Source organism: Jiella pacifica (genome assembly GCF_010500815.1).
Taxonomy (GTDB): Bacteria; Pseudomonadota; Alphaproteobacteria; order Rhizobiales; family Rhizobiaceae; genus Jiella; species Jiella pacifica.
This window is the reverse complement of sequence record NZ_JAAAMG010000012.1, coordinates 81,451-104,660: the sequence shown is the minus strand read 5'-3', so window position 1 is coordinate 104,660 and position 23,210 is coordinate 81,451. Positions and strand designations below refer to the sequence as shown.

Here is a 23,210-nt window from a genome sequence, read left to right as displayed (position 1 = left end):
GTCTGCTCCGCCGTCTCCGGCACGACAGCCTATGTTTGCTGGAAAACCGAGTTGGAATTCCTAAAGCATTTAAATGATTGCCAGCCAACATTGGCTCCATATGCAGGGATTAGATTTTCATCATGACGATCGCGAAAAGTCCCAGCATGCTCACCAAGTCACCGCCTGTTCTCGTTCCCTCGCTCCTGTCGATCGCCAAATCGACGCGGGCCTTCCTGACGATCTTGCTCGCGGAAATCGATCTGCATCCTGGCCAGGACCAGTTGCTCGACCGGCTGGAAGCCGAGAACCCGGTCAACGTCTCGACGCTCGCCGAATTGCTGGCGGTCCGGCCGTCGACGGTCTCCAAGATGCTCGACAGGTTGATCGAGCGGGGGCTGGTCTCCCGCTCGGCCAATGCCCGCGACGCCCGGCGGACCATGGTGCATCTGACGCCCGCCGGCCTGGAGGCCCAGCGCCAGGTGCGGGAGATCTGGCTGAAGCTGGAGGCAGACCTCACGACGGCGCTGACGCCGGACGATATCGCGAAACTCGACGATTCCCTCTATCGCGCCGGCGACATCCTCACCCAGAGGCTGCGCCGACTGCGCTGACTCTCAACCGCTGTTCGGGAGAGCCGCCGTCCCCCGAAATATGTCGATCGCTCGTTGCCTCACTTTCGATTTGATGACGAGCGACCTATCTAGCCTCGTCATCCATCGCGGAACGGACAAGCAGGCATTTGAACGAAGAAGACGTCTTCACGATCGAGAATGACGGCATGGCCGTCGAAATCTTGGCGCTCGGCGCTTCGATCGCCAGCATCAGGCCTCGCGGCGCTGCTCATTCGATGGTGCTGTCGCTTCCGAAAGAGGCCTACGGAGCCGCCAACCAGTCTTTCGTCGGCGCCAGCATCGGCCGCTTCGCCAATCGAATCGCCGATGGCCGCTTTGAACTGGACGGACGCGCCCATGCGCTGCCGGTCAACGACGGACCGAACCAACTGCATGGCGGCCCGGCGGGATTTTCGACACGGCCCTGGGCCCCGGTTCACCGCACGGCCTCGCAACTCGTCCTGGCACTGACGTCGGAGGATGGCGACCAGGGCTTTCCCGGCAGGCTCGACGCAAAGGCAATCTTCACGGTTGTTGCCGGCGACGAAATGGAAATCGCCTATGAGGCGACCTCCGACCAGCCCACGGTCGCCAATCTTACATCGCATCTCTACTTCAACCTGAATGGCGCTGGCGACGTTCTCGGCCATCGCCTGACGGTCTTTGCGGACCACTACCTGCCCATCGGCGAGACGACACTGCCGACCGGCGAGATCACGCAGGTCGGCGGATCCACGTTCGATTTCCGCAACGCGCCCCTTTTGTCCGAGCGGCCGACAGGGCTCGATCACAATTTCTGCCTCGCCTCGCAGCGCAGCACGACCCTGCGCCCGGCGGTCCGGCTCGAAGCCCCCCAGAGCGGCTGGGCGCTCGAACTGGCGACCACAGAGCCGGGGATGCAGGTCTATGACGGCCACAAGTTCGACGGCCGGCAGATCGCAGCCGACGGGCGGCCCATCGAGGCCTTTGGCGGGCTGGCGCTGGAGCCGCAGGTCTGGCCGGATGCGCCGAATCGGCCAAGTTTTCCGTCTGCTTTGCTCCTTCCCGGCGAGACCTATCGCAGCATTTCGCGCTACCGGTTCATCGACGGTTCATCATCGTCGGCGCATGGTCCGGCTCAAACGCGCAGGCAAGCATAGGACCGTGCGAGGAAAGTTGATGCTGCATCGCAATGCCGCTATCCAATCGCCACGTTTATGGGTATCCTGAGCTTGCACTTCGACCGCAAATGAACTCCAAAATCAGATGTTTGCCGTGAAAAGTCCGCGTATCACCTCGCGTCGGTCGACGCTCAAGCTGGGCGTCGCCGCAGCCTGCAGCGTAGCCTTGCCGTTCTCGCTCTGGAATGCCGGCAAGGCGGCGGCTCAAGAGGCTTCGCAAGCCTCGTCCGACGGCGAAGAGCCAGCGGTGGGGACGCAGGAACAACCCTTCACCTTCGATACTTTGTCCGCCGCGATGGAGAAGCGGGCGGCGGAGGCCTATGTGGCGCCGGATGCGACGCTTCCCGACGTGGTGGCCAATCTCAGCTACGATCAGCATCGTGCGATCCGCTTTCGGCCCGAACAGGCGCTCTGGCGCGCCGAGCCCGGCGAATTCCACCTTCAGGCCTTTTATCCCGGCTGGGTGTTCAAGGACACAACCCGGATTTTCATCGGCAACGACGGCATCTACCGCCAGCACGTCTTCGACGCCTCCGACTTCGAATATCGCCCGCCGCTCGATCCGAGTGCGTTCCAGTCGTTGAAGGTCGACGGGGTTGCGGGATTCCGAATCCACGCGCCGCTGCAGCGACCGGATTATTTCGACGAACTCGTCACCTTCCTGGGCGCGAGCTACTTCCGAGCGCTCGGCGCCGGTTCACGCTACGGGCTTTCCGCCCGTGGCCTGGCGATCAACACTGCGACCTCCGAAACCGAGGAGTTTCCACGCTTCTCGGCCTTCTACATCGATCAGCCACGTCCATCGGACGGCGCGATCCGCATCATGGCGGAGTTGCACAGTCCGAGCCTTGCCGGGGCGTATCTGTTCGTCATCACCCCCGGCCAGACGACGACGATCGAGACCACCTGCCGGCTCTATCCGCGCACGGACATCACCCGTCTCGGCATCGCGCCTTTGACGTCGATGTATTTCTTCGGCGAGAACGACCACGCCGATCACGAGGACTTCCGGCCGGAAGTGCACGACAGCGACGGGCTCTACATCATCCGTGCGACCGGCGAGGAGATCTGGCGTCCGCTGAAAAACCCGCAGACTCTGGCTCTGTCCTACATTCAGGAAAGCAGCCCGAAGGCGTTCGGCCTGCTGCAGCGCGATCGCAACTTCTTGAACTACCAGGACACCGAGGCCCGCTACGATCTGCGCCCGTCCCTGTTGATCGAGACGATCGGCGACTGGGGCAATGGGACAGTCGAACTCGTCGAAATCCCGACAGATTCGGAAGTCAACGACAACATCGTGGCCTTCTGGGTGCCGGAAACCAAGGCCGCGGCCGGTCAGCCGATGGAATTCAGCTACCGCATGCGATGGGGCCTGGGCACTCAGGATCCGACCTTGATGGCACGGGTGTCCGGTACCTATGTCGGTGTCGGCGGCAATGCGGCCGATGCCAAGGACAATCCGAGCAGCCGGCGCTTTGCCATCAACTTTACCGGCGGCACGATCCATAATCTGCCCGACGACGCAAAAATCGACCCGCAGATCGACGTTCCGTCGAATGCCCGCCTTCTCGACAGCAGCGTCTCGCGTCTACCGGACGGCGGGTGGCGGCTGTCCCTTGAAATCGAACGCGAAGATTCCCAACCGGTCGAACTTCGTGTGAAACTTTCCATGCTGCAGCGCATTGTAAGCGAAACGTGGCTATATCAATGGACGAGTACGACATGACGCATCTCCCAACCGATCATACCGTACCCAGCGACATGAACTTCGGCGCGATCATCGGCCGGGCCGATCTTTCCGACGACGTGGTGATCGATGCGGTCAAAAGCCGGCTCGCGTCGCGAAGCCGGGCGGAAGGCGATGCCGATCATCTCCTGAACGCAGCCTTGGACGGCGACCGCGAGGCGATTTCTTTCCTGCGGACAATCCAGGTTCCGGCACCATCGGTCCGCTTGGCAATGCCAACGCAGTCTCTCACCCGTGATCCGCAGCGCCGCGGTTTCGGCCTGCCCTCGATCCGATTTTCCTGGAATCGCGGCTAGGTTGGATGGGGCCGGTATGGCCCCTCGACCGTCACTTCGCGCTTGAGTTCAGCTCCTGGCCGTAACGCGGCCGGGAGCTATATGCATATTCGATCGTTGAACGAAGCGCGTCCACACAGCCGGACAAAGCGGGTGGAACGCTCGAAGGCGTCGTGAAATCGGATCGGCTTGCGAACTGAGAGTCCGCAGGCGCTGCCGGCGTCAAGAGCCGGCCGGGGGAGCATTGATCACTCGCTCGGTTCGAACAACTCGGGAACGGACACGGATGACAGAATCGAACCGCGAGGCGGAATGGCGTTCATGCCGTGAACGGCGGTAGCTGAGATGGCATTGGTTGCTTTGAGACGAGTGGTGTTCGTGCTCGCAGCGATGGCCCTTGCAGCGCTCGCGGCTTGGTTGTTCTTCGTCGTCGTCACCGTCAATGGCACGACCTATCTGCATTTCGTGCAGATCGGGCTTTTGCTGCTTTGCTGCATGTGGCTATCCTGGGGCTTCAACACAGCCTTGGCTGGGATTTTCACGCCGGATCGGTTGCCGCGTCCGGAAAACCGCCCCGCATCGCCCGACAGCCGGACCGCCGTTCTGATGCCGGTCTACAACGAGGACGTGACCGCCGTCTTCGCCCGCGTCGCTGCAATGTTCGAGGAACTGCGTCGTTCGCCTGAGTTCGATAGGTTCGACTTCTACATCCTCTCTGATTCCACTAAAGCCGACAACGTCGCCCTCGAACGCCGCGTTTATGACGACCTCGTCGCTGAGTTGTCCGCCGCCGGTCGCCTCTATTATCGCCATCGCGAACAGAATATCGGCCGCAAGGCCGGCAACATCGCCGATTTCGTGACCAACAACGGCGGCGCCTACGACTACATGCTCATCCTCGACGCCGACAGCCTGATGCGGGGAGAGACCATCGTCGAGATGGTCGGCCGGATGGACGAAGACCCGGAACTTGCCCTCTTGCAGAGCCAGCCGCTGATCATCGGACGGCGGACGCCATTCGGCCGAGCGCTGCAGTTCTCCGCGGCGCTGTTCTCGCCGATCTTCTCCAGGGGCATCGCTGCCCTGCAGGGGCGCGAAGGGCCTTTCTGGGGCCACAATGCGATCATCCGCGTCAGGGCCTTCGCCGCCAGTTGCGGCCTGCCGACCCTGCCCGGCAAGCCGCCCTTCGGCGGCCATATCCTCAGCCACGATTATGTCGAGGCGGCGCTCCTGGCGCGGGCCGGCTACAAGGTCCGGGTCGATCCCGACCTCGAAGGCTCGTTCGAGGAAGCCCCCTCAAACATCATCGAATATGCCAAGCGCGACCGGCGCTGGTGCCAGGGCAATCTCCAGCATGCCCGGCTGCTGCCCGCACCGGGGCTGAGGATCTGGAGCCGGATTTCCCTCGTTGCCGGCATCATGGCCTATCTCGCCTCTCCGATCTGGCTGATGTTCCTGATCGTCAGCCTGCTAGACCCCGTATTGGCGCCAGAGCCGAACTATTTCCCGGCCGGGTCTCTCTTTCCGGTGTTTCCTCAGCCGGAGACCACCAAGGCACTGCTGCTGCTGTTCGGCATCTTCGTCCTTCTGCTTCTGCCGAAGACGCTGATCGCCTTCGGTTCGGCCTTCACCGAACGGCGCAAGGAATTCGGTGGAACCGGCCTCGTCCTCGCCGGCGCCACGGTCGAACTGGTCCTGACCAGCATTCTCGCGCCGATCATGATGATGTTCCAGTCGAAGGCTGTCTACGAGATCCTGGTCGGCGCGGATGCAGGCTGGCCCTCGACCGACCGCGAGGACGGCCACATGCCGGTCTCGGCCGCGTTCCGCGCGTCATGGTGGATGGTCCTGGCCGGCGCGGTGGTGCTTTACGCCACCTATACCTACGCGCCCGACTTGATGCTATGGACCTTGCCGATCGCGATCCCGCTCGTGACGGCACCGCTGATGATCAGCCTCACCGGCAATCCTACCCTCGGAGACGCCTTGAAGCGTCTCGGTCTCTTCGTCACGCCCTTCGAGGCTCATCCCGAACCGGTCATCCGCGCGAGCGCGCAATGGCGCCAACGCCTGGCTGCCCTCCCCGCCAATCAACGTCCCGAGACGGCCGCCATGGAACGATCCGAGGGCCTTCCCGATCCCATCTGAGTTTTGCGACACCGAAGATGAACACCCCCGCCCACCCTCAGATTTCGGCCAGCCGGGATCATCGTGTCGACTTCTGGCGGGGGATCGCTCTGGTGATGATTTTCATCAACCACATTCCCGGCAATCTCTACGAGAACTTCACCTCCCGCAATTTCGGCTTCTCCGACGCCGCGGAACTGTTCGTCTTCCTGGCCGGCTTCGCGTCCGCCTATGCCTATGGGCGTCTGTTCTTTGCCGGTCACCGGCTGGTGGCGACGCTGAAGGCCTGGCGGCGGGCCGGTGTCCTCGCCCTCGTTCAGCTCATGCTGGGAACCCTGGCCCTCGGCATCTTCTCCTGGGGCGCCCTCGCACTCGGCCGCGGTGAACTCCTGTCGCGAATCGGACTTGCACAGTTCATCTCCGCGCCGATCGAGACGATGATCGGCTTTGCGACGATGACGCATCAGCTCGGCTATGTGAACATCCTGCCGATGTATGCCGTCATCCTGTTCATGCTGCCGGCACTGCTGGCCCTGGCGCGCATGGGCCTCAACCTGATGCTCGGGGTGTCGGCGACACTGTGGCTGCTCGCCGCCGTCTTCGGCATCGACCCGCCGAACTATCCCCTGCCCGGCGGCTGGTTCTTCAACCCCTTCTCCTGGCAGTTGATCTTCGCGATCGGGCTCTATTGCGGCTTCCGGCGCATCGAAAGCGGCCAATCGGTACCGTTTCGTCCATGGCTGATGGCGCTGGCCGCCGGCTATTGCATGATCGCCTTTTTGACCATCCGCTTCGACCTGTGGTCGTGGTGGGGCACCTTGCCTTTCCCGGTCATGCTGACGGGCTTCGACAAGACCTATGTCAGCCTGCCGCGCCTCCTCCACACCCTCGCCATCATCTACCTCTTCGCCAATGCTGCGAGGACCTCGCCCTTCTCGACGGTGACACGGGACAATCCCTTCGCCATGCTGGGACGCCACTCGCTTCCCGTCTTCGCGCTCGGAACGGTGCTGTCGCTCACCGGCCAGGTGATCAAATACGACCAGACGCCGCATTTCCTGACCGACACGCTGCTGATTGCCGCAGGCATCGCCATTCAGTTCGCCTTGGCGAAGTTTCTCGATTGGTGGGCCGTCGCCCAGAAGGTGGCGCTCGGCCCGAAGGTGGGACGCGCCGTCGATCCGACCCGTGCGGAACGACCGATCAGCGCCGAGCCGTCTGCCGGCGATGCCGGCAAGCGCATAGCCGGTTCGGCGGCGGGAGGCGAGCGGCTGAAGCCCGCCCTTTGACTCCACTGAGTGATTTCTCGCCGATGCACAGCAACACTTTAGTCGTCTGCTGGTGTTCGGGCGCCTTTCGCCGTCCCCTTACGACAATGACGTCGAGATGTCACAGCATGTTGAGATCTTGTGAAATCTCGCTAAAGTCGTCACCCGACATGATCATCGTCGGAAGAGGGAAAATACATGAAATATCATGACGCGGCCACGTCGAAAGGCGGGTGGCTTTCGCGTGAGCATACCGTTGCCGAACCAGGCTTCAACCGGTGGCTGGTGCCGCCGGCAGCGCTCTGCGTCCATTTGTGCATCGGTGAGGTCTACGCCTTCTCGGTGTTCAACAAGCCGCTCAGCCTGCTTCACGCCACGGTGGGCGCCGATGGAACCAAGGTGCCGGGGGCGGATGACTGGTCGATCGCCTCGCTTGGCTGGATCTTCTCGATCGCCATCCTCTTCCTCGGCCTCGCCGCGGCCTTCGGCGGCACCTGGGTCGAGAAGGTCGGCCCGCGCAAGACCATGGCGGCGGCGGCGGCGCTGTTCGGCGGCGGCTTCCTCGTGGCATCCCTCGGCGTTGCCTGGCATCAGCTCTTGCTGGTCTATTTCGGCTACGGCGTCCTCGGCGGCTGCGGCCTCGGCCTCGGCTACATCTCGCCGGTCAAAACGCTGATGAGCTGGTTCCCGGACAAGCCGGGCATGGCCACCGGCATGGCGATCATGGGCTTCGGCGGCGGCGCCTTCATCGCCTCGCCGCTCTCGGTCTGGCTGATGGGCATCGGCGGCGTCGCCTTCGCCTTCGTCGTCCTCGGCATCGTCTATTTCGTCTACATGATGGTCGGCGCGACGATCGTGCGCGTTCCGCCGAAGGGGTGGCTGCCGCAGGGCTACGTGGCGCCCAGGCAGTCGAAGGGCCTGATCACCACCGCCAACGTCCATGTCGACGAGGCGCTGAAGACGCGGCAGTTCTGGCTGCTCTGGGGCGTTCTCTTCCTCAACGTGACGGCGGGCATCGGCGTTCTCGGCCAGGCCTCGCTGATGAGCCAGGAGATGTTCCCGGGCCTCATCACCGCCGGCGCGGCCGCGGGTTTCGTCGGCCTTCTCAGCCTCTTCAACATGGGCGGCCGCTTCTTCTGGGCGTCGACCTCGGACTATATCGGCCGCCGGAACACCTACATGGTGTTCTTCGCGCTCGGCATCGTCCTCTACGCGCTGGTACCGACCACCGGTCAGATGGGCTCGATCGTCCTGTTCGTCCTGTTCTACGGCATCATCCTGTCGATGTATGGCGGCGGCTTCGCAACCATCCCGGCCTATCTCAAGGACGTCTTCGGCAACCAGTATGTCGGGGCGATCCACGGCCGTCTGCTGACCGCATGGTCGGCGGCCGGCATCGTCGGTCCGGTGCTGGTCAACTACATCCGCCAGTACCAGATCGACTCCGGCGTACCCAAGGCCGACGCCTACACCGTCACCATGTACATCATGGCGGGGCTCCTGGCGGTCGGCTTCGTGCTCAACTTCATGATGAAGCCGGTGGACGAGCGCCATCACATGGAAGCCGAGCCGGCCCCGAGCCGAGCCTGACGGAGACGCGACAATGGCAAACGAAACGAGCAATTCGACCAACGTCAAACTCGCCCTCGCCTGGGCCTTCGTTGGCATTCCCCTCGCCTGGGGGATCGTCATGACGTTGCTGAACGCACTGGCCCTGTTCCAGTAGGATCCGGCTGGCACCAACGCGGCGACCCATCATTCATCCGACGCTAAAAAGGGCGGCTCCGTTCACCGGGGCCGCCCTTCGGCATGTCATGGCCGGGGCTTGCGCAGTCCGGCCTCTACGTCCTCAGCGGATGCTGTCGCGGATCTGTTCGTTGCGGATCGTGCGACCGTAGTCCGACCCCGGAACGCGGGTCTGCGAAAGCGTTCCGACCGAAACGGCCGAGCCGCGAAGGTCGTTGTCGCGAACCGAGTCGCGGGCCGCTTCATTGGCGCGGGTCCGGTCATAGTCGGAACCCGGGACGCGCTGGTTGGCGGAGAAGCCATAAGCCTTCGCACCCCGCTCGGTGCCTCCATAGACGCCGCCGGCCGCGACGTCGGCCCGCGCGGCTTCGTTGGCCCGCGTCCGGAAATAATCCGACCCCGGAACCGTCTGAGCCGTTGCGGCGGCGCTCAGCGTGACGGCTGCTGCGAAAATCGAAGTCGCGATAATATTGCTGCGCATTTTCATACTCCTTGCGAAATGCTTCGACGGAGGATCGCCAGTACCGGAAGGCATCGACCATCCCTCGTTCGTCGAGAACTCATGTAAGCTCTGTCGCACCGCATGAAATGGCATGATCATGAACGGTCCGTCGGCATTGAAACAGTCACGAATTCTTGTCATCCTATTGTCACGAAACGGCAATCAGAGCGGGCGGAAGAGATCGCGGACGGGTTGAAAGCCAGGGAAAAGCGCCGCCTGGCTATGGCGATGGACATCTATTTTTCGTTCGTTATCAACGGTTTGATTGCGATCCTCCGGGGATCGCTCGTCAAGAGGACGCAGGCCGCGACATGGCTGTCATGCAAAGAGGGGCGGCCTTGCGGCCGCCCCTCTTTGAATTCTTGCAGTTGCTTGTCTCAGCGAAGCTCCCTCGGCGCAGGCTCGCCCGCACGTTCGGGACGGTCGGCTGAGCGCAGGTCGCCCTATTTCATCGTCGGGATGGAGAACTCGGCGCCGTCCTTGATGCCGGACGGCCAACGGCTCGTGACGGTCTTCGTGCGGGTATAGAAGCGGAAGCCGTCGGCGCCGTGCTGGTTGAGGTCGCCGAAGCCCGAGGCCTTCCAGCCGCCGAAGGTGTAATAGGCGAGCGGCACCGGGATCGGCACGTTGACGCCGACCATGCCGATGTTGATGCGGCTGGCAAAATCGCGCGCGGCGTCGCCGTCGCGGGTAAAGATCGCGACGCCGTTGCCGTATTCATGGCTCATCGGCAGGTCGAGGGCGTCCTCGTAGTCCTTGGCGCGGGCGACGGAAAGGACGGGACCGAAGATCTCGGTCTTGTAGATGTCCATGTCCTTGGTCACGCCGTCGAACAGGCAGGCGCCGACGAAGAAGCCGTCCTCATAGCCCTGCATCTTGAAGTTCCGTCCGTCGACGACGAGCTTCGCGCCTTCCTCGACGCCCCGGTCGACCAGGCCGAGGACACGCTTCTGCGCCTCGCGGGTGACGAGGGGGCCGAAGTCGACGTCGTTGCCGGCGGTCCAGGGGCCGATCTTCAGCGCCTCGACCTTGGGGATCAGCTTTTCGATGAGACGATCGGCGGTCTCTTCGCCGACCGGAACCGCGACGGAGACGGCCATGCAGCGTTCGCCGGCTGCGCCGTAGCCCGCGCCGATGAGGGCGTCGACCGCCTTGTCCATGTCCGCGTCGGGCATGATGATCATGTGGTTCTTGGCGCCGCCGAAGGCCTGGACGCGCTTGCCGTTGGAGCAGCCGCGGCCGTAGATGTATTTGGCGATGGCCGTCGAGCCGACGAAGCCGACTGCTTCGATGTCCGGATCGTCGAGGATGGCGTCGACGGCGCCCTTGTCGCCGTTGACGACGTTGAGGATGCCGGCCGGCAGGCCCGCCTCCATCATCAGTTCCGCCAGCATCATCGGGACTGACGGGTCGCGCTCGGACGGCTTCAGGATGAAGGCGTTGCCGGCGGCGATCGCCGGGCAGAACTTCCACATCGGGATCATCGCCGGAAAGTTGAACGGCGTGATGCCGGCGACGACTCCCAGGGGTTGCCGGATCGAATAGATGTCGATGCCGGGGCCGGCGCCTTCGGAAAACTCGCCCTTCAGCATCTGCGGCGCAGCGATGCAGAATTCGGCGACTTCGAGGCCGCGCTGCACGTCGCCCTTGGCATCGGGGAAGGTCTTGCCGTGCTCCTTCGACAGCGCCTCGGCGAGCTTGTCCATGTCGCGGTTGAGGAGGTCGACGAACTTCATCATCACACGGGCGCGACGCTGCGGGTTGGTCGCGGCCCAGGCCGGCTGCGCCGCCTTGGCGTTCTCGACGGCGGCGCGAAGCTCCTCGTTGCTGGCGAGAGCGACGGACCCTTGCACTTCGCCCGTCGCCGGATTGAAGATCTCGGCGCTGCGGCCGCTCTTGCCGGCGACCCGTTTGCCGCCGATGAAATGACCGATGTCGTACATGGATGCACCTCCCCTGATGTGACTGCCCCCGACATGGCGGGCGCCATCGTGACTGAAGCGATATTCGCGCACACTGATCGGCATAGAAAGCCCTTGCGGCGCCCATCCATTGTGCGGATTTTATAGCCCTGATCGATTCGACCGGGTTTCATCGCATGAACTGGGACGACGTCCGCATCTTTCTATCCGTCACAAGGGCCGGGCAGATCCTCGCCGCCGCGCGGCGGCTCGACCTCAACCACGCGACGGTCGGCCGCCGGCTGACCGTGCTGGAGGAAGCGATCGGCGCCAAACTCTTCGATCGCTCGCCCGGCGGCTGCGCGCTGACCGAAGCAGGACGAGTGTTTCGCGGCCATGCCGAGGCGATGGAAGCGGCGATGACCGCCGGCCGCGCCGAGGTCGGCGGCAGCGACGTCCAGCTGTCCGGCACGGTGCGGGTCGGCGCGCCGGACGGCTTCGGCACGGCGTTCCTGGCGCCGCGCCTGTGGAAGCTCGCCGAGCGCCACGCCGATCTGACGGTGCAGCTCGTGCCGGTCCCCCGCACCTTCTCGCTGTCGCGGCGCGAGGCCGACATCGCCATCACGGTCGAACGGCCGGCGGCGGGCCGCCTCGTCGCCTCGAAGCTCTGCGACTACCGCCTCGGCCTCTACGCCTCGAAAAGCTACCTCGCCGAGCACGGCGCTCCGGACAGCCTCGCGGCGCTCGCCGGTCACCGGCTGGTTGGGGCGGTGGAAGACCTCCTCTATTCGCCGCAGCTCGCCTATTATGCCGATCTCCTCGCCGAATGGCCGTCGGCCGCCGAAATCTCCAGCGCCACCGGCCAGACCGAAGCCGTCGCCGCCGGCGCCGGCATCGGCATCCTCCACGATTTCATGGCGAGCCGCCGGGCCGAACTCGTCCGCATCCTGCCCGAGGCGACGATCCGGCGCAGCTACTGGCTGGTCTATCACGAGAGCGCGAGGGACGTCCGGCGGATCGCGGTCACTGCTGAGTTCATCCGCGAGCTTGTGACGGCCGAGCGGGGGTTGTTCGGGTGAGGGTGCCTCGAACCACAAGTGGAACGGCCACTGTCGCGAATTGGTCAGTCCATCTCCCCGCGCATGATGCGATGGTACTCCAGAGGCGGAGAACCATTGAAGCTATCCACGTATGCTTTGCAAACCTCCATCCATTGACCGTTCCTATAAAAAGCTAGAATTACCGACTTCAGCGTTTGATAGTCTATATTTAGCGCTTTGAAGTCATTTTCAAATGCTCCAGACGTGAGCTTCACCTTCTTATGTAGGGCGTTATCCCACTTTTCGAAGACATCATGCACTTTACTAATGTCTCCCTCGTCCCAATCCATTTCTAGAATTAGCGACTCGATCGGTTTTTGGCGAAAATCGATCGCCTCCCCAAGGATTTTGATTTGGTAGCGAAGCTTCCGGATCGCATCCTCAATCTCGTGGTTATTCATTATTCCTCCAGCTTATTAGTAGCAGAAACAAGCTCCGAGACAGCTTCTTGAACAGCAAGCCTCATGTTACGCTTTGCATCAGCATCGAAATTATAATCCGGGGTCTTCGCGGCCACGCGATCAGCGGAATCCTCATACTGATTAAGCTCCTCTTGCGCTTCCGCCAAGTATTTGCGAGCGATAGAACCTGGACCTTCTCTTTGCAGCGAACTGATCGCACGACCAATTTCAAGCCTGATTTTTGAGATTGATAGATCTGGATTTTTGCCTCGAAAATCTCGCATGCGGTGAGGAAGTTGTTCTATATGGTCTTGGACAAGGCGCAACCGCTCAGCCGCAGTCAGCAACGAGATACGTTTTACCGCGTTCTTCAGCTTTTCGCTATAGTCTTTCGCTTTCCGAGCTTCATTCACAGCGATTGCAGTGCAAATAATTGTTACGATAACTCCAATTATAGTTACAATTATGCCAACGGTATTGAAGACGTCCAATCTTGATATTTTGAATATAACCCTGCGCTGCAGCGTCTCCGCTTAACGTAGCAGCGATTTTAGATCAACCATCAGTTCATGTGAATGTTACCCCGTTCGATATGTACCGTGGTAAGATGGTCTTTGTCTGACAGTTCCAACTGATGGAATGTACGGAAGCACGCTCGAGTTCACGCTCGGTTGGGGAGAACTTTTGCCTCTGGGGCACCGCCCCCTCACCCCTCCCCGAAACACGCGCAGTCCGCATAGGTCGCCGCGTCCATACTCCGCGCAATCGCGTAGACCGCGCAATAGGCCGAGGTCACCGAGCCCTCCTGCCAACCCGGCCAATAGCTCCAGGTGTCGCCGGCGCAAAAAAAGCGGCCGTTCGGGTCGAAGGTGGTGATGTCCTGATAGACGTCGGGGCTGGTGGAGGCGGTGTCGGAGGCCCAGCCGCCGACCTGATGGGGCATGTATTGCCAGGCGATCGATAGGCCGTTGCCGACGGCTTCCTCCTGGCCGGGATGCAGCAGACCGAGCCCCTGGCGGGCCGTCGCCAGACGGGCGGCGTTGTCCTGCCTGGCATAGTCCACGGCCCGTTCGCCGCGGTTGTAGGCGCCGGTCAGGATGCCCGTATGGGCGTTGAAGTCCTCGGAGGGATACCAGATCTGGCCGATGATGTCGGTCGTCCAGGAAATCCCGCCATAGATCTGGTCGCCCGTCTCCCAGAACCGCGACTTTCCCTGCCAGCCGACCTTGATCGCCGGGGTCCAGAGATCGGGGGTCGGATCGTTTTCCCAGTGGCCGGTCTGCGAGAACGCCTCCAGGCCGCGGTTGAAGGCGGCGGGGAGCTGGTTGTTGCCCGGCAGAAGATTGCGCAGGAGCGACGGCGCAGCGGTCGAGATGCAGAAGTCGAAGCGCTCTTCCTGCGTCCCCTGCCCCTCCACTTGATAGGAAACGACGACGCCGTCCGCCTGCGGGTCGATGCCGATGACGGGAGCGGCAAGCTGGACGAGATCGCCGACCTTCGGATCCTCCGCGGCGCGACCCTCCGGCCAAAGCGCGGTCGCCGGCACGCTCTGCAGGAGGAGTTGCTGCCAGATCCGGTCCATGCCGCCGACCGGCTGCATCAGCGAGGGCTGCCAGTCGATGTTGAACCCGTTGAACAGGTAGGACCCCGGCGACAGTTCGGGATTGGCGTCGGCATCGCCGATGAAGCCGGAATTGAGAATGGCTTCGAGATCGACCGGCGGACGGATCGTGCCGCCGTCGCGCCAGCCGCCGGGAATCTCGCTGAAGCCGAGGCGCGTCGTCGTCTCGAAGCGGCCGTCCGTGGTCAAGGCGCCGAAGACCCGATAGAGATTCTGCAGCCGCGTGTCGTTGACGAGCGCCGGGTCGCCCTTGAGAGCCGCCCCCTCGCGGGCAACCTTGTACATCATCTCGCCCATCTCGCCGTAGAGGCTGTAGGTGATCTGGGCGAAGGAAACCGGCTTGCCGCCGGCAAAGTCCGGGCTCTGCATGAGGTTGGACATCGACTGGAAGATGTAGGGCTCCAGCGCGACGCCGATCTCCTTGCACAGCGCGATGAGATTGACGTGGTTGGACGGGATGCGCCCCGGCCCGGCGTTGAGGAACAGTTCGACGGGATCGCCGCCGTCCTTGTCCGCGGCCCAGGCGTCGTCCATGAACTCGCAGACCTGCAGCTCCGGCGCCGGGCTTTGCGGCACCTCCTGATAGCGGTCGGCGTACATGGCCGGAAACAGCTTGTCCGGATTGTACTTTGCGAACCACCAATCCTTGTAGTCCTCGTTGCTCGGCCGGGCCGTCAGGCTGCGGCCGCCATAGCGATCGTCGGCCTCGAAGACCTGGACCCGGAAGCCGGCCTTCGCCAACATGCGGGCGGCGGTCAGCCCGGCGACGCCGGCGCCGATGATCGCGACCGACCTGCCGTTGCCGAAACCTTGTGGAAGATCCGGCTTGACCGGCAATGCGGAGGCCGCGACGGCGCGCCCGGGCCGGATGGCAGGCCAAGCCGCCGCGGCGCCGGCCAGCGCCGTCATGGCGCGCAACGCCGCGCGACGGGAAATGACGATCGACATGGCAATCCTCCACCACCCGGCAACGTCGCTTTCGCCCGCACTTCGATGACGGGAAGCTCCTCGAAGGACGTCCTGGCGGAGGACCGCAGCGCGTCCCCGAGATCGACGTTCAGGGCATGATCTGAAGTTGGTATCCTTCAGAATCTAGCGGTGGGGAATGATGATGTAAATCAAAAGTTGCATTGCCGTGCGATCACCAGCACCAGACAGCAGACTGCGGGCGATCATCACCCGCTACGCCTCACCGGCGGCGGCGAGGCAACCGACATCGGTCCATCGCCCGCCGATCGCGACAATCGTCCGCCCCCGCCCACTCAGCCGCCGAAAGACGGGAGCTTTTCGATCTGCTCCTTGGTCAGCGCGGTCTTGATCCGCCCCATGTCGAGCGAGACGTCGTCGAGCATCAGGATAATCGTCTTCTCGCCGATGCCGAGGAAACCGCCGACCTCGACGGAGATCGCCTTGGCATTGCCGTTGGCGTCGCCGAGCACGTCGTCCACCTCACCTACGGCCTCGCCGTTCGGCCCTACGACATCCATGTCGTCGACCTGATCGACCATCAGGTTCAGCTGCGGCACCGGGACCTCGTCCCTGTCGATCACCGCAAGCACACCGCTTGCCGCTTGCGCGTCGACCTGCGCCGTTCCGTTGGCGGACTGTCCGGAGGCTGCGGGCGCGGCCGTATTGGCGTCCTGCGCGAAAGCGTGGCCGGCGGTTCCGGCGAGAAGTGCCGTGGCGAGGGCAGCGGAAAGAAGGGATTCAAGCAAGGCTCCATGGTTCGCGGTGGTTCGCACGATCGGTTCGCGGGGATCGAGACCGGTGGGCACCGTCGGCATAGCCAGGTCTGCCCGACGACGCCCCTGCTTACGCAACCGCCCCACCCGGCTAAGGTTCCCCGGGAAGGCCGCACGGCACGCCGCTCCCGGCTCCTCGCGCGCATGCTTTCGAACGAGCGTCAGGAGCGTCCGATCGGCGTCCGGTCGACGGCCGACAAGAGCGCCAGGATGGCCGCGTTGAGCGGCGTCGCGACGCCGTGGCGCTCGCCGGCGCGCACCACCGCCCCGGTCAGATACTCATGCTCCAGGGGCCGGCCGGCCAGCCGGTCGTAGAGCATGGACGAACCGCTGTCCGGATTGGCACGGGCATACTGGTTCAAGAGGCGCTCGTGCTCGTCGTCGCCGAACTTCGCCCCTGCCGCGCGGCCCACCGCGATCGCTTCCGCCAGAAGGGTTATCGCCAATTGCCGGATCGCCTCGTCCCGAAACACGCCCATGCGGCGCAGCGTCAGCGCGGTGACCGGATTGGCGACGACATTGGAAAGAAGCTTTCGCCAGGCGGCGGTGAGAAATTCCGGCTCGATCTCGACGGTCAGCTTCGTTCCGGAGAAATACCCGGCGACCCGTCGGCCGGCTGCGTCGTCCGGAAGCACCATCCGGCTGCTGTAGTGGTGGACCACCCGCCCCGGCGCGACCCGCTCGGCGGCGATGTAGACGATCGAGGGGACGACCGAGCCGGAAAGCTCGAACGCCGCCACGCGCTCCTCGTGCTCGACACCATTCTGCGCCATGAGGACGAGCGTCTGCGGGCCGACGAGAGCCTCGAGCCAGGGCCGGGCGCTGCCGGTGTCCTGCGCCTTGGTGGCGACGACCACGAGATCGACGGGGCCGGCGCCATCGTTCAGTTCGCCCGGTTCGGCGACGATCTTGGCCGCGACCTTGCGGACCTCGCCGTCCTCCTCCAGCGTCAGTTCGTCGAAGGGCGTCCGCACGCAGAGCGACACGTCGTGGCCTGCCTCGTCCAGCATCGCCGCCAGATAGCCGCCGATCGCCCCGGCTCCGATCACCACCGCTTTCATCGTGTCACCTCGTCATACGTCGACCAGACCTGCCGATCCTGCACCGCAACATACTCGCCGAAGCCATGACGGCGAGCCACCCGGAATTCGCGCGGTCCGCCTCGCCCTCGGGCCCCGCCCTCAATCCCGGTTCGACACGGCGGCCTGTGCGAAGGTCGCCATGTCGCGGTGGCAGCGGGCGGCGGCCCTGACGATGCCGGCGGCGAGCGCCGCGCCTGTGCCTTCGCCGAGCCGCATGCCCAGCGCCAGCAACGGCACCTTGCCCATCTTTTCGAGCGCCTTCATGTGCCCCTGCTCGGCCGAGACGTGGCCGAACAGGCAGTGGTCGAGCGACCGCGGATCGAGCTTGTGGAGCACCGCGGCAGCGGCCGTGGCGACGAAGCCGTCGACGATCACCGGAACCTTCTGGTGCCGCGCCCCGAGGATCGCCCCGGCCATCGCGGCGATCTCGCGGCCGCCCAGCCGCCGCAGCACTTCGAGCGGATCGGACAGATGCCCCTTGTGGAAGGCGAGGCCCCAATCGATCACCGCCGCTTTGCGCGCCAGCGCGTCCCCGCCCATTCCCGTTCCGGCGCCGGCCCAGTCTGCGCCCGTCCCGCCGAACAGCGCGGCAAAGATCGCCGCGGCGACCGTCGTGTTGCCGATGCCCATCTCGCCGATGCACAGGAGATCCGGCTTGTCCATCAGCACTTCCATGCCGAAGGCCATGGTCGCGGCGCAGGTCCGCTCGTCCATCGCGGCGTCTTCGGTGAAGTCCTCGGTGGGAATCTCCAGCGCCAGATCGTAGACCTTGAGAGACAGATCGTAGGTCGCGCAGATCTGGTTGATCGCCGCCCCGCCGGCCGCGAAGTTCGCCACCATCTGCGCCGTCACCTCCGGCGGAAAGGCCGAGACGCCCTTCCTTGTCACGCCGTGATTGCCGGCGAAGACCGCCACCAGCGGCCGATCGACATGGGGCGCGCCCCCCTGCCAGGCTGCGAGCCACTGCGCCAGTTCCTCGAGCCGGCCGAGCGAGCCGGCCGGCTTGGTCAACTCCTCCTCCCGGTGGCGCGCCGCATGGACCGCCGCGCCATCCGGTCCCGGCATGGTGCGGACGAGATCGCGGATGTCGTCGAAGGGAAGACCAGTGGTGGACATCGCATGCTCCTTGGTGTTCAGCCGGTGCCGGCGGACGGCCGTCCATATCGCCGATCGCCCGCCCGGAAAAGCGAAGCCGGGCAGAACGCCGGGAACGGGGGACGCAAGTTGCATCAGCCGAGGGCACTCTTCGAGGCGACGCTCAGGGCCGCCGCCTTTCTCACGCGGCTTAGCATTTCCAGCCGGGTCTTCGAGAGCCAGGGCGGCCCGGCGAACGCCCGATCCCCCGAAAATGCGTCGATCGACGCGCCGGGCATCGGCGACCGCGGAGCGAGGCAAGCACGGCGCTACCAGCTCGGCGACGACGCTTATGCCTTTCCGCTAGTCGGCCTCATCGTTGCGACGCCCGCAGCGATCCTCCTCGTCGTCCTTCCCGCTCTCGGCCTGTCGCCCCTGGTCAGCGGCCTCCTCGCCCTCGCCAGCCTCGTCGCGATGACAGGAGCACTGCACGAGGACGGGCTCGCCGACGTCGCCGACGGGCTGTTCGGCCATCAGCCGAAGGATCGCGCCCTCGAGATCATGCACGACAGCCGCGTCGGCAGCTACGGAGCAATCGCGCTGGTGCTTTCGCTGGCCTTGCGCGCGGCGCTCCTGGCCGAGCTTTGCGCCACCCGTCCGCTGCTCGCCGCTGCCGCCATCCTTGCAGCCGCCGCCGCGAGCCGCGGGGCGATGGCGGCCTTTTGGGCGCTTACCATGCCGGCGACGCAAACTGGGCTCGCCGCCCGGGCCGGCCGGCCGTCGCGGCAGAACGGTTGGACGTCGCTTCTCATCGGCACAGCGATCGCGCTTTGCTTCGCTTCGCCGCTCGCCGGCCTCGTCCCGACGCTCGCCGCTGCGGCCCTTGCCGCCGTCACCCTCGCTCTCTTCCGCCGCTTCATCCGTCGCCGGATCGGCGGCCAGACCGGCGACTGCCTCGGCGCGGCCCAGCAGCTTTGCGAGATGGCGGTTCTCCTGGGGTTCTCGGTAGGCAGCTAACGAGCGAGCAACCAAAGGGAGTGCCAGGCCCTTTGTGCAAAGGATCTCTTGTGCACCGCAGCATAGCCATCCATATACCATCCAAACGGATGGTGAGGAGATGATCGTGCCGCACGAGCCCAAGACCAGGATTGTCGACAGCGAGAAGATCACCATCAATCTCGGCCATGTCGACCTCGGCCAGATCGACCTGATGGTGCAGGAGGGCTTCTACGCCAATCGCACCGATTTCATCCGGACTGCCATCCGCAACCAGTTGTCGCGGCACGACGACGCGATGCGCAAGACCGTCGAGCGCCGCGCCATCGAACTCGGTGTCCGGCGCTACAGCCGCGCCGATCTCGAAACCGCCAGGGCCGCCGGCAAACGTCTCGCCATCCAGGTACTCGGCCTCGCCGTGATCGCCGACGACGTCTCGCCGGAACTCGCCATCGAAACAATCGCCTCGCTCGAAGTCCTCGGAGCGCTTCAGGCGCCGGCCACCGTCAAGGCCGCGCTGAGGGATCGCATCCGTTGACTTCCGCGAGGCCCCCCTTTCCTTTCCAGCGAAGAGCCGCCCGTCCCCGCGTCGTGGCAATTCTTCTCAACATCGGACCATCATCATGAACGCCTTCCCCAACGTCGACATGCAGGAAGTGACCCGGTTGACCCGCGAAGGCCGGCTGAAGGAGGCGATGCGGCTGCTGCGTGGCGGCGCTGCGGGGGAGAGGACCGGTCCTGAGAGCAGGGAAGAAGCGCCGGGCTCCGAACCCGTCCCCCGGAATTCCGACCACCCGTCGCGGCATCGCGCCACTCTCGATCTCGAGCGGCCGCAGAGCGGCGCCGGCGGCACATGGTCGGCCGCCGGCGAACCCGCGACCAGGCGCCCGGCCGGCACGGCGCGGCGTCAACCCGCTTCGTCCGCCCCTGCGGCGCATCCGGCCGAACCGGCGAAGCCGGATCCGGCGGCAGCCATCTCCGGCTTGCCCCGGGGCAAGAATCTCTGGTCCGACCTGATCGGCAACGCCATGCCGGATCTCGGTGGCCTGACCGGTCTCGGGCAGTCCGCCCCCTCGCTCCCCGTGCCGGACGGCGCGCGCTTCGAGACGCGCTCGCATCAAGGGCCGGCGGGCAGCCGCGACTACAAGCTCTACGTCCCAGCCCGCCACGAGGGTTCGCCCGCGCCGCTCGTTGTCATGCTGCACGGCTGCACCCAGTCGCCGGACGATTTCGCCGCCGGCACCCGGATGAACGCGCTCGCCGAGGAGTTCGGCTTCCTCGTCGCCTATCCCGAGCAGACCCAGCGCGCCAACGCGCAACGATGCTGGAACTGGTACGAGCCGCGCGACCAGCGTCGAGACGGCGGCGAGCCGGCGCTGATCGCCGGGATCACCCGTGAGATCGCCGCCGAACATGGCATCGATCCGGACCGCGTCTTCGTCGCGGGCCTGTCGGCGGGCGGCGCCGCGGCGGCGATCATGGGCCAGCGCTATCCGGAGCTGTTCGCAGCCGTCGGCGTCCATTCCGGCCTTGCCTGCGGCGCCGCCAGGGACATGGGCTCGGCCTTTGCCGCCATGCGCGGCGGCGCCCCGGTCGAGGCCGGCGACAAGGTCGTGCCGACCATCGTCTTCCACGGCGACCGCGACACCACCGTCGCGCCGGTCAATGGCGAGGGCGTGATCGAGCAGGCACGGGCGGGCACTCGCTCGACGGCGGTGACGAGCGAGGGCGTCTCGCCCGGCGGCGTCGCCTATACTCGCACCGTCCACCGTGAAGCGGACGGCCGCGAGCGGCTGGAAAGCTGGCGCATCCACGGCGCCGGCCATGCCTGGTCCGGCGGCAGCGCGGAGGGCACCTACACCCTGCCGGCCGGCCCGGATGCCAGCCGCGAGATGCTGCGCTTCTTCCTTGCCGTGGCCGACTGAGCGGCCTCGAAAACAAACCGGCCGAAGCCGTCATCGCAGTGCAACGCCTCAGGTCTAGCGGCGTTGTCTGAAGCATCGTCACGGCTCGCGAGGATCCGCTTGGATACCACCCACCTTCCCGCCATGCCGGGAGACGCAGCTGCAGGCGTGTCGCCGCGCAGCTTTCACGTCGTCCTCAATGCCAAGGCCGGCAGCGCGGAGGATGGCGGCGAGACGATCTGCGCGGCGATCGAGTCCGGGCTGAAGGCGATCGGCGCCGCTTCCGTCACCATCGATGCGGACCGCGGGAGCCCCTTCGAGGAGCGCATCCGGCGCGCCATCGAGAGCGACGCGGAGATCGTGGTCTCGGCTGGCGGCGACGGCACCGCGACGGCGCTGGCCACGGCGATCATCGAGGCGGAAGCAAGGACCGGCAAGACCCTCGCGGTCCTGCCGCTCGGCACCGCCAACCTGCTTGCCCGCGACCTCGAGATCCCGCTCGATCTAGACGAAGCCATCGCCGCCATCGGCTTGATGCAGCCGCGGCAGATCGACGTCGGCATGGTGAACGGACGGATCTTCCTCCACAAGGTGGTGATCGGCTTCGCCCCTGCCGTCGCCGCCAAGCGGGAGGAACTCCGCAGCCATCGCGATCTGAAATCGATCGCACGCTTCCTGCGCTATTTCCTCAGCCGGTTGGCGAAGCCGCCCCATCACCGACTTTCGCTTCGCCTCGACGACGGACCGCAGGAAGAGATCAAGGTGCGGGCGCTCGCTATCGCCAACAACGCCTACGATGAAGGGCTCGGCCGGTTCTTCTCGCGCGCCCGGCTCGACCGCGGGCATCTGACGGTCTACGCGCTGAAGCATCTGACGCTCAGCGACGTCCTGCGGCTGTCGACGGGAATGATGATCGGTCGCTGGCGCAAGGACGAGGCGCTGAGCGAACGCGAAGCAATGCGCGTCGACGTCAGGACGCGGCACGACAAGCGCGTGCGGGTGATGATCGACGGCGAGGTGATGAAGCTGGGTTCGCCCCTGCGCTTCGAGATCCATCCGGGCGCCCTCAGGGTCCTCGCGCCGCTGGCGATCGAAGCGGCGAGCGCGACACGCGCCACGAGCGAGGTCGCGGCCTGATGCTCCTCGCCCATCTTTCCGACCTCCATTTCGGCCGTCATGATTCGAAGGCGGCCGAAGACCTTGCCGCCGACGTGAAGCGGCTTGCTCCCGATCTCGTTATTGTCAGCGGCGATTTCACCCAGGACGGCACCAAGTCAGAATTCCGTCAGGCTGAGGAATTCCTGCAGGAGCTCGGCCTGCCGACCTTTTGCATCCCCGGCAATCACGATGTGCCGGCCAGGAACATCGCCCGCCGCCTCGTCGACCCTTACGGTCTCTACCGCCGCTTCATCAGCGAGGAACTCGAGCCCTTCGTCGAGATGAACGGCGTCGCCATCGCCGGCCTGAAGACCTCGCGGCGCATGCGCCTCGGATTGAACTGGGCGCATGGCTCCCTCAGCCGCGATCAGATCGGCGGCCTGGAGGAACGCTTTGCCGCGAGCCACCCCGCCGCCATTCGCGTCGTCGTCGCCCATCACCCGCTGATGCTGCCCGAGACGCCCTTCGCGATGAAGACGGTCAAGCGCGCCGATCTCGCGCTCCAGACCTTCGCCGAGCTCGGCGTCCGGCTCGTCCTCTCCGGCCATTTCCATTTGACCTACCAGCGCAAGCACGCCCTGCCGGGAGAGGTGCGCGATTGGAAGCCGACGACGTCGGGCGAGCGACGGGCGGAGAAGGCGCCGCTCATCGTCGCCCAGGCGGCGAGCGCCATCTCGACACGGCTGCGCGGCGAACCGAACGCCTATAACGCGATTACCATCGCCGACGGGAAGATCGCCGTGAAGGTCCGTGAATGGCGGGACGGGGCGTGGACGGCGCAGCAATCGACTTAGCACCGACCGCGGCAGCCCC

22 protein-coding genes are annotated in these 23,210 nt (G+C 64.9%); 14 read left to right on the top strand and 8 right to left on the bottom strand.

Going from position 1 to position 23,210, the window contains the following annotated elements:
- The first annotated feature begins 122 nt into the window (after positions 1–122).
- The 8 genes from GTK09_RS15420 to GTK09_RS27820 all read left to right on the top strand — a co-directional run bounded on the left by GTK09_RS15420 (position 123) and on the right by GTK09_RS27820 (position 8,896).
- Positions 123–593 carry a MarR family winged helix-turn-helix transcriptional regulator gene (locus GTK09_RS15420; RefSeq protein WP_246217930.1) on the top strand — a complete coding sequence of 157 codons (471 nt, stop codon included), beginning with the start codon at positions 123–125 and terminating at the stop codon, positions 591–593.
- A 128-nt stretch (positions 594–721) separates the two neighbouring features.
- Entirely contained in the window at positions 722–1,732 is a 1,011-nt protein-coding gene (locus tag GTK09_RS15415; protein WP_163464069.1) for an aldose epimerase family protein, read from the top strand.
- Positions 1,733–1,847: 115 nt separating this feature from the next.
- Positions 1,848–3,479: an OpgD/OpgG family glucan biosynthesis protein gene (locus GTK09_RS15410; RefSeq protein WP_312869900.1), complete on the top strand. Its 1,632-nt coding sequence runs from the start codon at positions 1,848–1,850 to the stop codon at positions 3,477–3,479.
- Positions 3,476–3,796 (top strand): hypothetical protein, encoded by a 321-nt coding sequence (locus GTK09_RS15405; protein ID WP_163464065.1) that lies wholly within the window; start codon positions 3,476–3,478, stop codon positions 3,794–3,796. The genes GTK09_RS15410 and GTK09_RS15405 overlap by 4 nt, the downstream gene beginning before the upstream one ends.
- A gap of 324 nt (positions 3,797–4,120) precedes the next feature.
- Positions 4,121–5,923 carry a glucans biosynthesis glucosyltransferase MdoH gene (mdoH, locus tag GTK09_RS15400; protein ID WP_163464063.1) on the top strand — a complete coding sequence of 601 codons (1,803 nt, stop codon included), beginning with the start codon at positions 4,121–4,123 and terminating at the stop codon, positions 5,921–5,923.
- A 17-nt stretch (positions 5,924–5,940) separates the two neighbouring features.
- Positions 5,941–7,191, top strand: a complete 1,251-nt coding sequence (locus GTK09_RS15395) for an OpgC family protein (protein ID WP_163464062.1) — start codon at positions 5,941–5,943, stop codon at positions 7,189–7,191.
- Between the two features lie 177 nt (positions 7,192–7,368).
- Positions 7,369–8,760 carry an L-lactate MFS transporter gene (locus GTK09_RS15390; RefSeq protein WP_163464061.1) on the top strand — a complete coding sequence of 464 codons (1,392 nt, stop codon included), beginning with the start codon at positions 7,369–7,371 and terminating at the stop codon, positions 8,758–8,760.
- Positions 8,761–8,773: 13 nt separating this feature from the next.
- The gene (locus GTK09_RS27820) at positions 8,774–8,896 is read left to right on the top strand and encodes an MFS transporter small subunit (RefSeq protein ID WP_281353380.1); all 123 of its coding nucleotides are present in this window, start codon (positions 8,774–8,776) and stop codon (positions 8,894–8,896) included.
- Positions 8,897–9,019: 123 nt separating this feature from the next.
- Here the strand turns inward: GTK09_RS27820 and GTK09_RS15385 are convergent, their stop codons facing one another.
- Together GTK09_RS15385 and GTK09_RS15380 are read right to left on the bottom strand one after the other, a co-directional pair.
- Entirely contained in the window at positions 9,020–9,397 is a 378-nt protein-coding gene (locus tag GTK09_RS15385; protein ID WP_163464060.1) for a hypothetical protein, read from the bottom strand.
- 464 nt (positions 9,398–9,861) lie between these two features.
- A complete protein-coding gene (locus GTK09_RS15380; protein WP_163464059.1) occupies positions 9,862–11,361 on the bottom strand; it encodes a CoA-acylating methylmalonate-semialdehyde dehydrogenase in 1,500 nt (499 codons plus the stop codon).
- 155 nt (positions 11,362–11,516) lie between these two features.
- On the opposite strand from GTK09_RS15380, the gene GTK09_RS15375 reads away from it, so the two are divergent.
- Positions 11,517–12,398, top strand: coding sequence for a LysR family transcriptional regulator (locus tag GTK09_RS15375; RefSeq protein ID WP_163464058.1), 882 nt, complete (start codon positions 11,517–11,519; stop codon positions 12,396–12,398).
- 44 nt (positions 12,399–12,442) lie between these two features.
- Here the strand turns inward: GTK09_RS15375 and GTK09_RS15370 are convergent, their stop codons facing one another.
- From GTK09_RS15370 to cobT, 6 genes are all read right to left on the bottom strand, one after another.
- Positions 12,443–12,820 (bottom strand): hypothetical protein, encoded by a 378-nt coding sequence (locus tag GTK09_RS15370; protein WP_163464057.1) that lies wholly within the window; start codon positions 12,818–12,820, stop codon positions 12,443–12,445.
- The gene (locus tag GTK09_RS15365; protein ID WP_163464056.1) at positions 12,820–13,311 is read right to left on the bottom strand and encodes a hypothetical protein; all 492 of its coding nucleotides are present in this window, start codon (positions 13,309–13,311) and stop codon (positions 12,820–12,822) included. Before GTK09_RS15365 ends, GTK09_RS15370 begins: the two co-directional genes overlap by 1 nt.
- A 215-nt stretch (positions 13,312–13,526) precedes the next feature.
- Positions 13,527–15,389, bottom strand: coding sequence for a flavin monoamine oxidase family protein (locus tag GTK09_RS27815; protein WP_163464055.1), 1,863 nt, complete (start codon positions 15,387–15,389; stop codon positions 13,527–13,529).
- Between the two features lie 314 nt (positions 15,390–15,703).
- Positions 15,704–16,156: a PRC-barrel domain-containing protein gene (locus tag GTK09_RS15355; protein WP_163464054.1), complete on the bottom strand. Its 453-nt coding sequence runs from the start codon at positions 16,154–16,156 to the stop codon at positions 15,704–15,706.
- Between the two features lie 188 nt (positions 16,157–16,344).
- Positions 16,345–17,244, bottom strand: coding sequence for a 2-dehydropantoate 2-reductase (locus GTK09_RS15350; RefSeq protein WP_163464053.1), 900 nt, complete (start codon positions 17,242–17,244; stop codon positions 16,345–16,347).
- A 120-nt stretch (positions 17,245–17,364) separates the two neighbouring features.
- Complete coding sequence (cobT, locus tag GTK09_RS15345; RefSeq protein WP_163464052.1) at positions 17,365–18,381, bottom strand: nicotinate-nucleotide--dimethylbenzimidazole phosphoribosyltransferase; 1,017 nt, start codon at positions 18,379–18,381, stop codon at positions 17,365–17,367.
- Positions 18,382–18,489: 108 nt separating this feature from the next.
- Here cobT and cobS point away from each other — a divergent pair, with 108 nt between their 5' ends.
- From cobS to GTK09_RS15320, 5 genes are all read left to right on the top strand, one after another.
- A complete protein-coding gene (gene cobS / locus GTK09_RS15340; protein WP_163464051.1) occupies positions 18,490–19,356 on the top strand; it encodes an adenosylcobinamide-GDP ribazoletransferase in 867 nt (288 codons plus the stop codon).
- Positions 19,357–19,462: 106 nt separating this feature from the next.
- Complete coding sequence (locus GTK09_RS15335) at positions 19,463–19,873, top strand: ribbon-helix-helix domain-containing protein (RefSeq protein WP_376768007.1); 411 nt, start codon at positions 19,463–19,465, stop codon at positions 19,871–19,873.
- An 85-nt stretch (positions 19,874–19,958) separates the two neighbouring features.
- On the top strand, positions 19,959–21,260 hold the full coding sequence (locus GTK09_RS15330) for an extracellular catalytic domain type 1 short-chain-length polyhydroxyalkanoate depolymerase (protein WP_163464049.1): 1,302 nt from the start codon (positions 19,959–19,961) through the stop codon (positions 21,258–21,260).
- A gap of 99 nt (positions 21,261–21,359) precedes the next feature.
- Complete coding sequence (locus tag GTK09_RS15325) at positions 21,360–22,376, top strand: diacylglycerol/lipid kinase family protein (protein ID WP_163464048.1); 1,017 nt, start codon at positions 21,360–21,362, stop codon at positions 22,374–22,376.
- A complete protein-coding gene (locus GTK09_RS15320; protein ID WP_163464047.1) occupies positions 22,376–23,191 on the top strand; it encodes a metallophosphoesterase family protein in 816 nt (271 codons plus the stop codon). The genes GTK09_RS15325 and GTK09_RS15320 overlap by 1 nt, the downstream gene beginning before the upstream one ends.
- Positions 23,192–23,210 lie beyond the last annotated feature (19 nt).

Bases quoted from the DNA above. Each gene is read 5' to 3' on its own strand.
- GTK09_RS15420 (WP_246217930.1), top strand. From the start codon at position 123: ATGACGATCGCGAAAAGTCCCAGCATGCTCACCAAGTCACCGCCTGTT.
- GTK09_RS15405 (WP_163464065.1), top strand. From the start codon at position 3,476: ATGACGCATCTCCCAACCGATCATACCGTACCCAGCGACATGAACTTC.
- mdoH (WP_163464063.1), top strand. From the start codon at position 4,121: ATGGCATTGGTTGCTTTGAGACGAGTGGTGTTCGTGCTCGCAGCGATG.
- GTK09_RS15395 (WP_163464062.1), top strand. From the start codon at position 5,941: ATGAACACCCCCGCCCACCCTCAGATTTCGGCCAGCCGGGATCATCGT.
- GTK09_RS15390 (WP_163464061.1), top strand. From the start codon at position 7,369: ATGAAATATCATGACGCGGCCACGTCGAAAGGCGGGTGGCTTTCGCGT.
- GTK09_RS27820 (WP_281353380.1), top strand. From the start codon at position 8,774: ATGGCAAACGAAACGAGCAATTCGACCAACGTCAAACTCGCCCTCGCC.
- GTK09_RS15385 (WP_163464060.1), bottom strand. From the start codon at position 9,397: ATGCGCAGCAATATTATCGCGACTTCGATTTTCGCAGCAGCCGTCACG.
- GTK09_RS15380 (WP_163464059.1), bottom strand. From the start codon at position 11,361: ATGTACGACATCGGTCATTTCATCGGCGGCAAACGGGTCGCCGGCAAG.
- GTK09_RS15375 (WP_163464058.1), top strand. From the start codon at position 11,517: ATGAACTGGGACGACGTCCGCATCTTTCTATCCGTCACAAGGGCCGGG.
- GTK09_RS15370 (WP_163464057.1), bottom strand. From the start codon at position 12,820: ATGAATAACCACGAGATTGAGGATGCGATCCGGAAGCTTCGCTACCAA.
- GTK09_RS27815 (WP_163464055.1), bottom strand. From the start codon at position 15,389: ATGTCGATCGTCATTTCCCGTCGCGCGGCGTTGCGCGCCATGACGGCG.
- GTK09_RS15350 (WP_163464053.1), bottom strand. From the start codon at position 17,244: ATGAAAGCGGTGGTGATCGGAGCCGGGGCGATCGGCGGCTATCTGGCG.
- cobT (WP_163464052.1), bottom strand. From the start codon at position 18,381: ATGTCCACCACTGGTCTTCCCTTCGACGACATCCGCGATCTCGTCCGC.
- GTK09_RS15330 (WP_163464049.1), top strand. From the start codon at position 19,959: ATGAACGCCTTCCCCAACGTCGACATGCAGGAAGTGACCCGGTTGACC.
- GTK09_RS15320 (WP_163464047.1), top strand. From the start codon at position 22,376: ATGCTCCTCGCCCATCTTTCCGACCTCCATTTCGGCCGTCATGATTCG.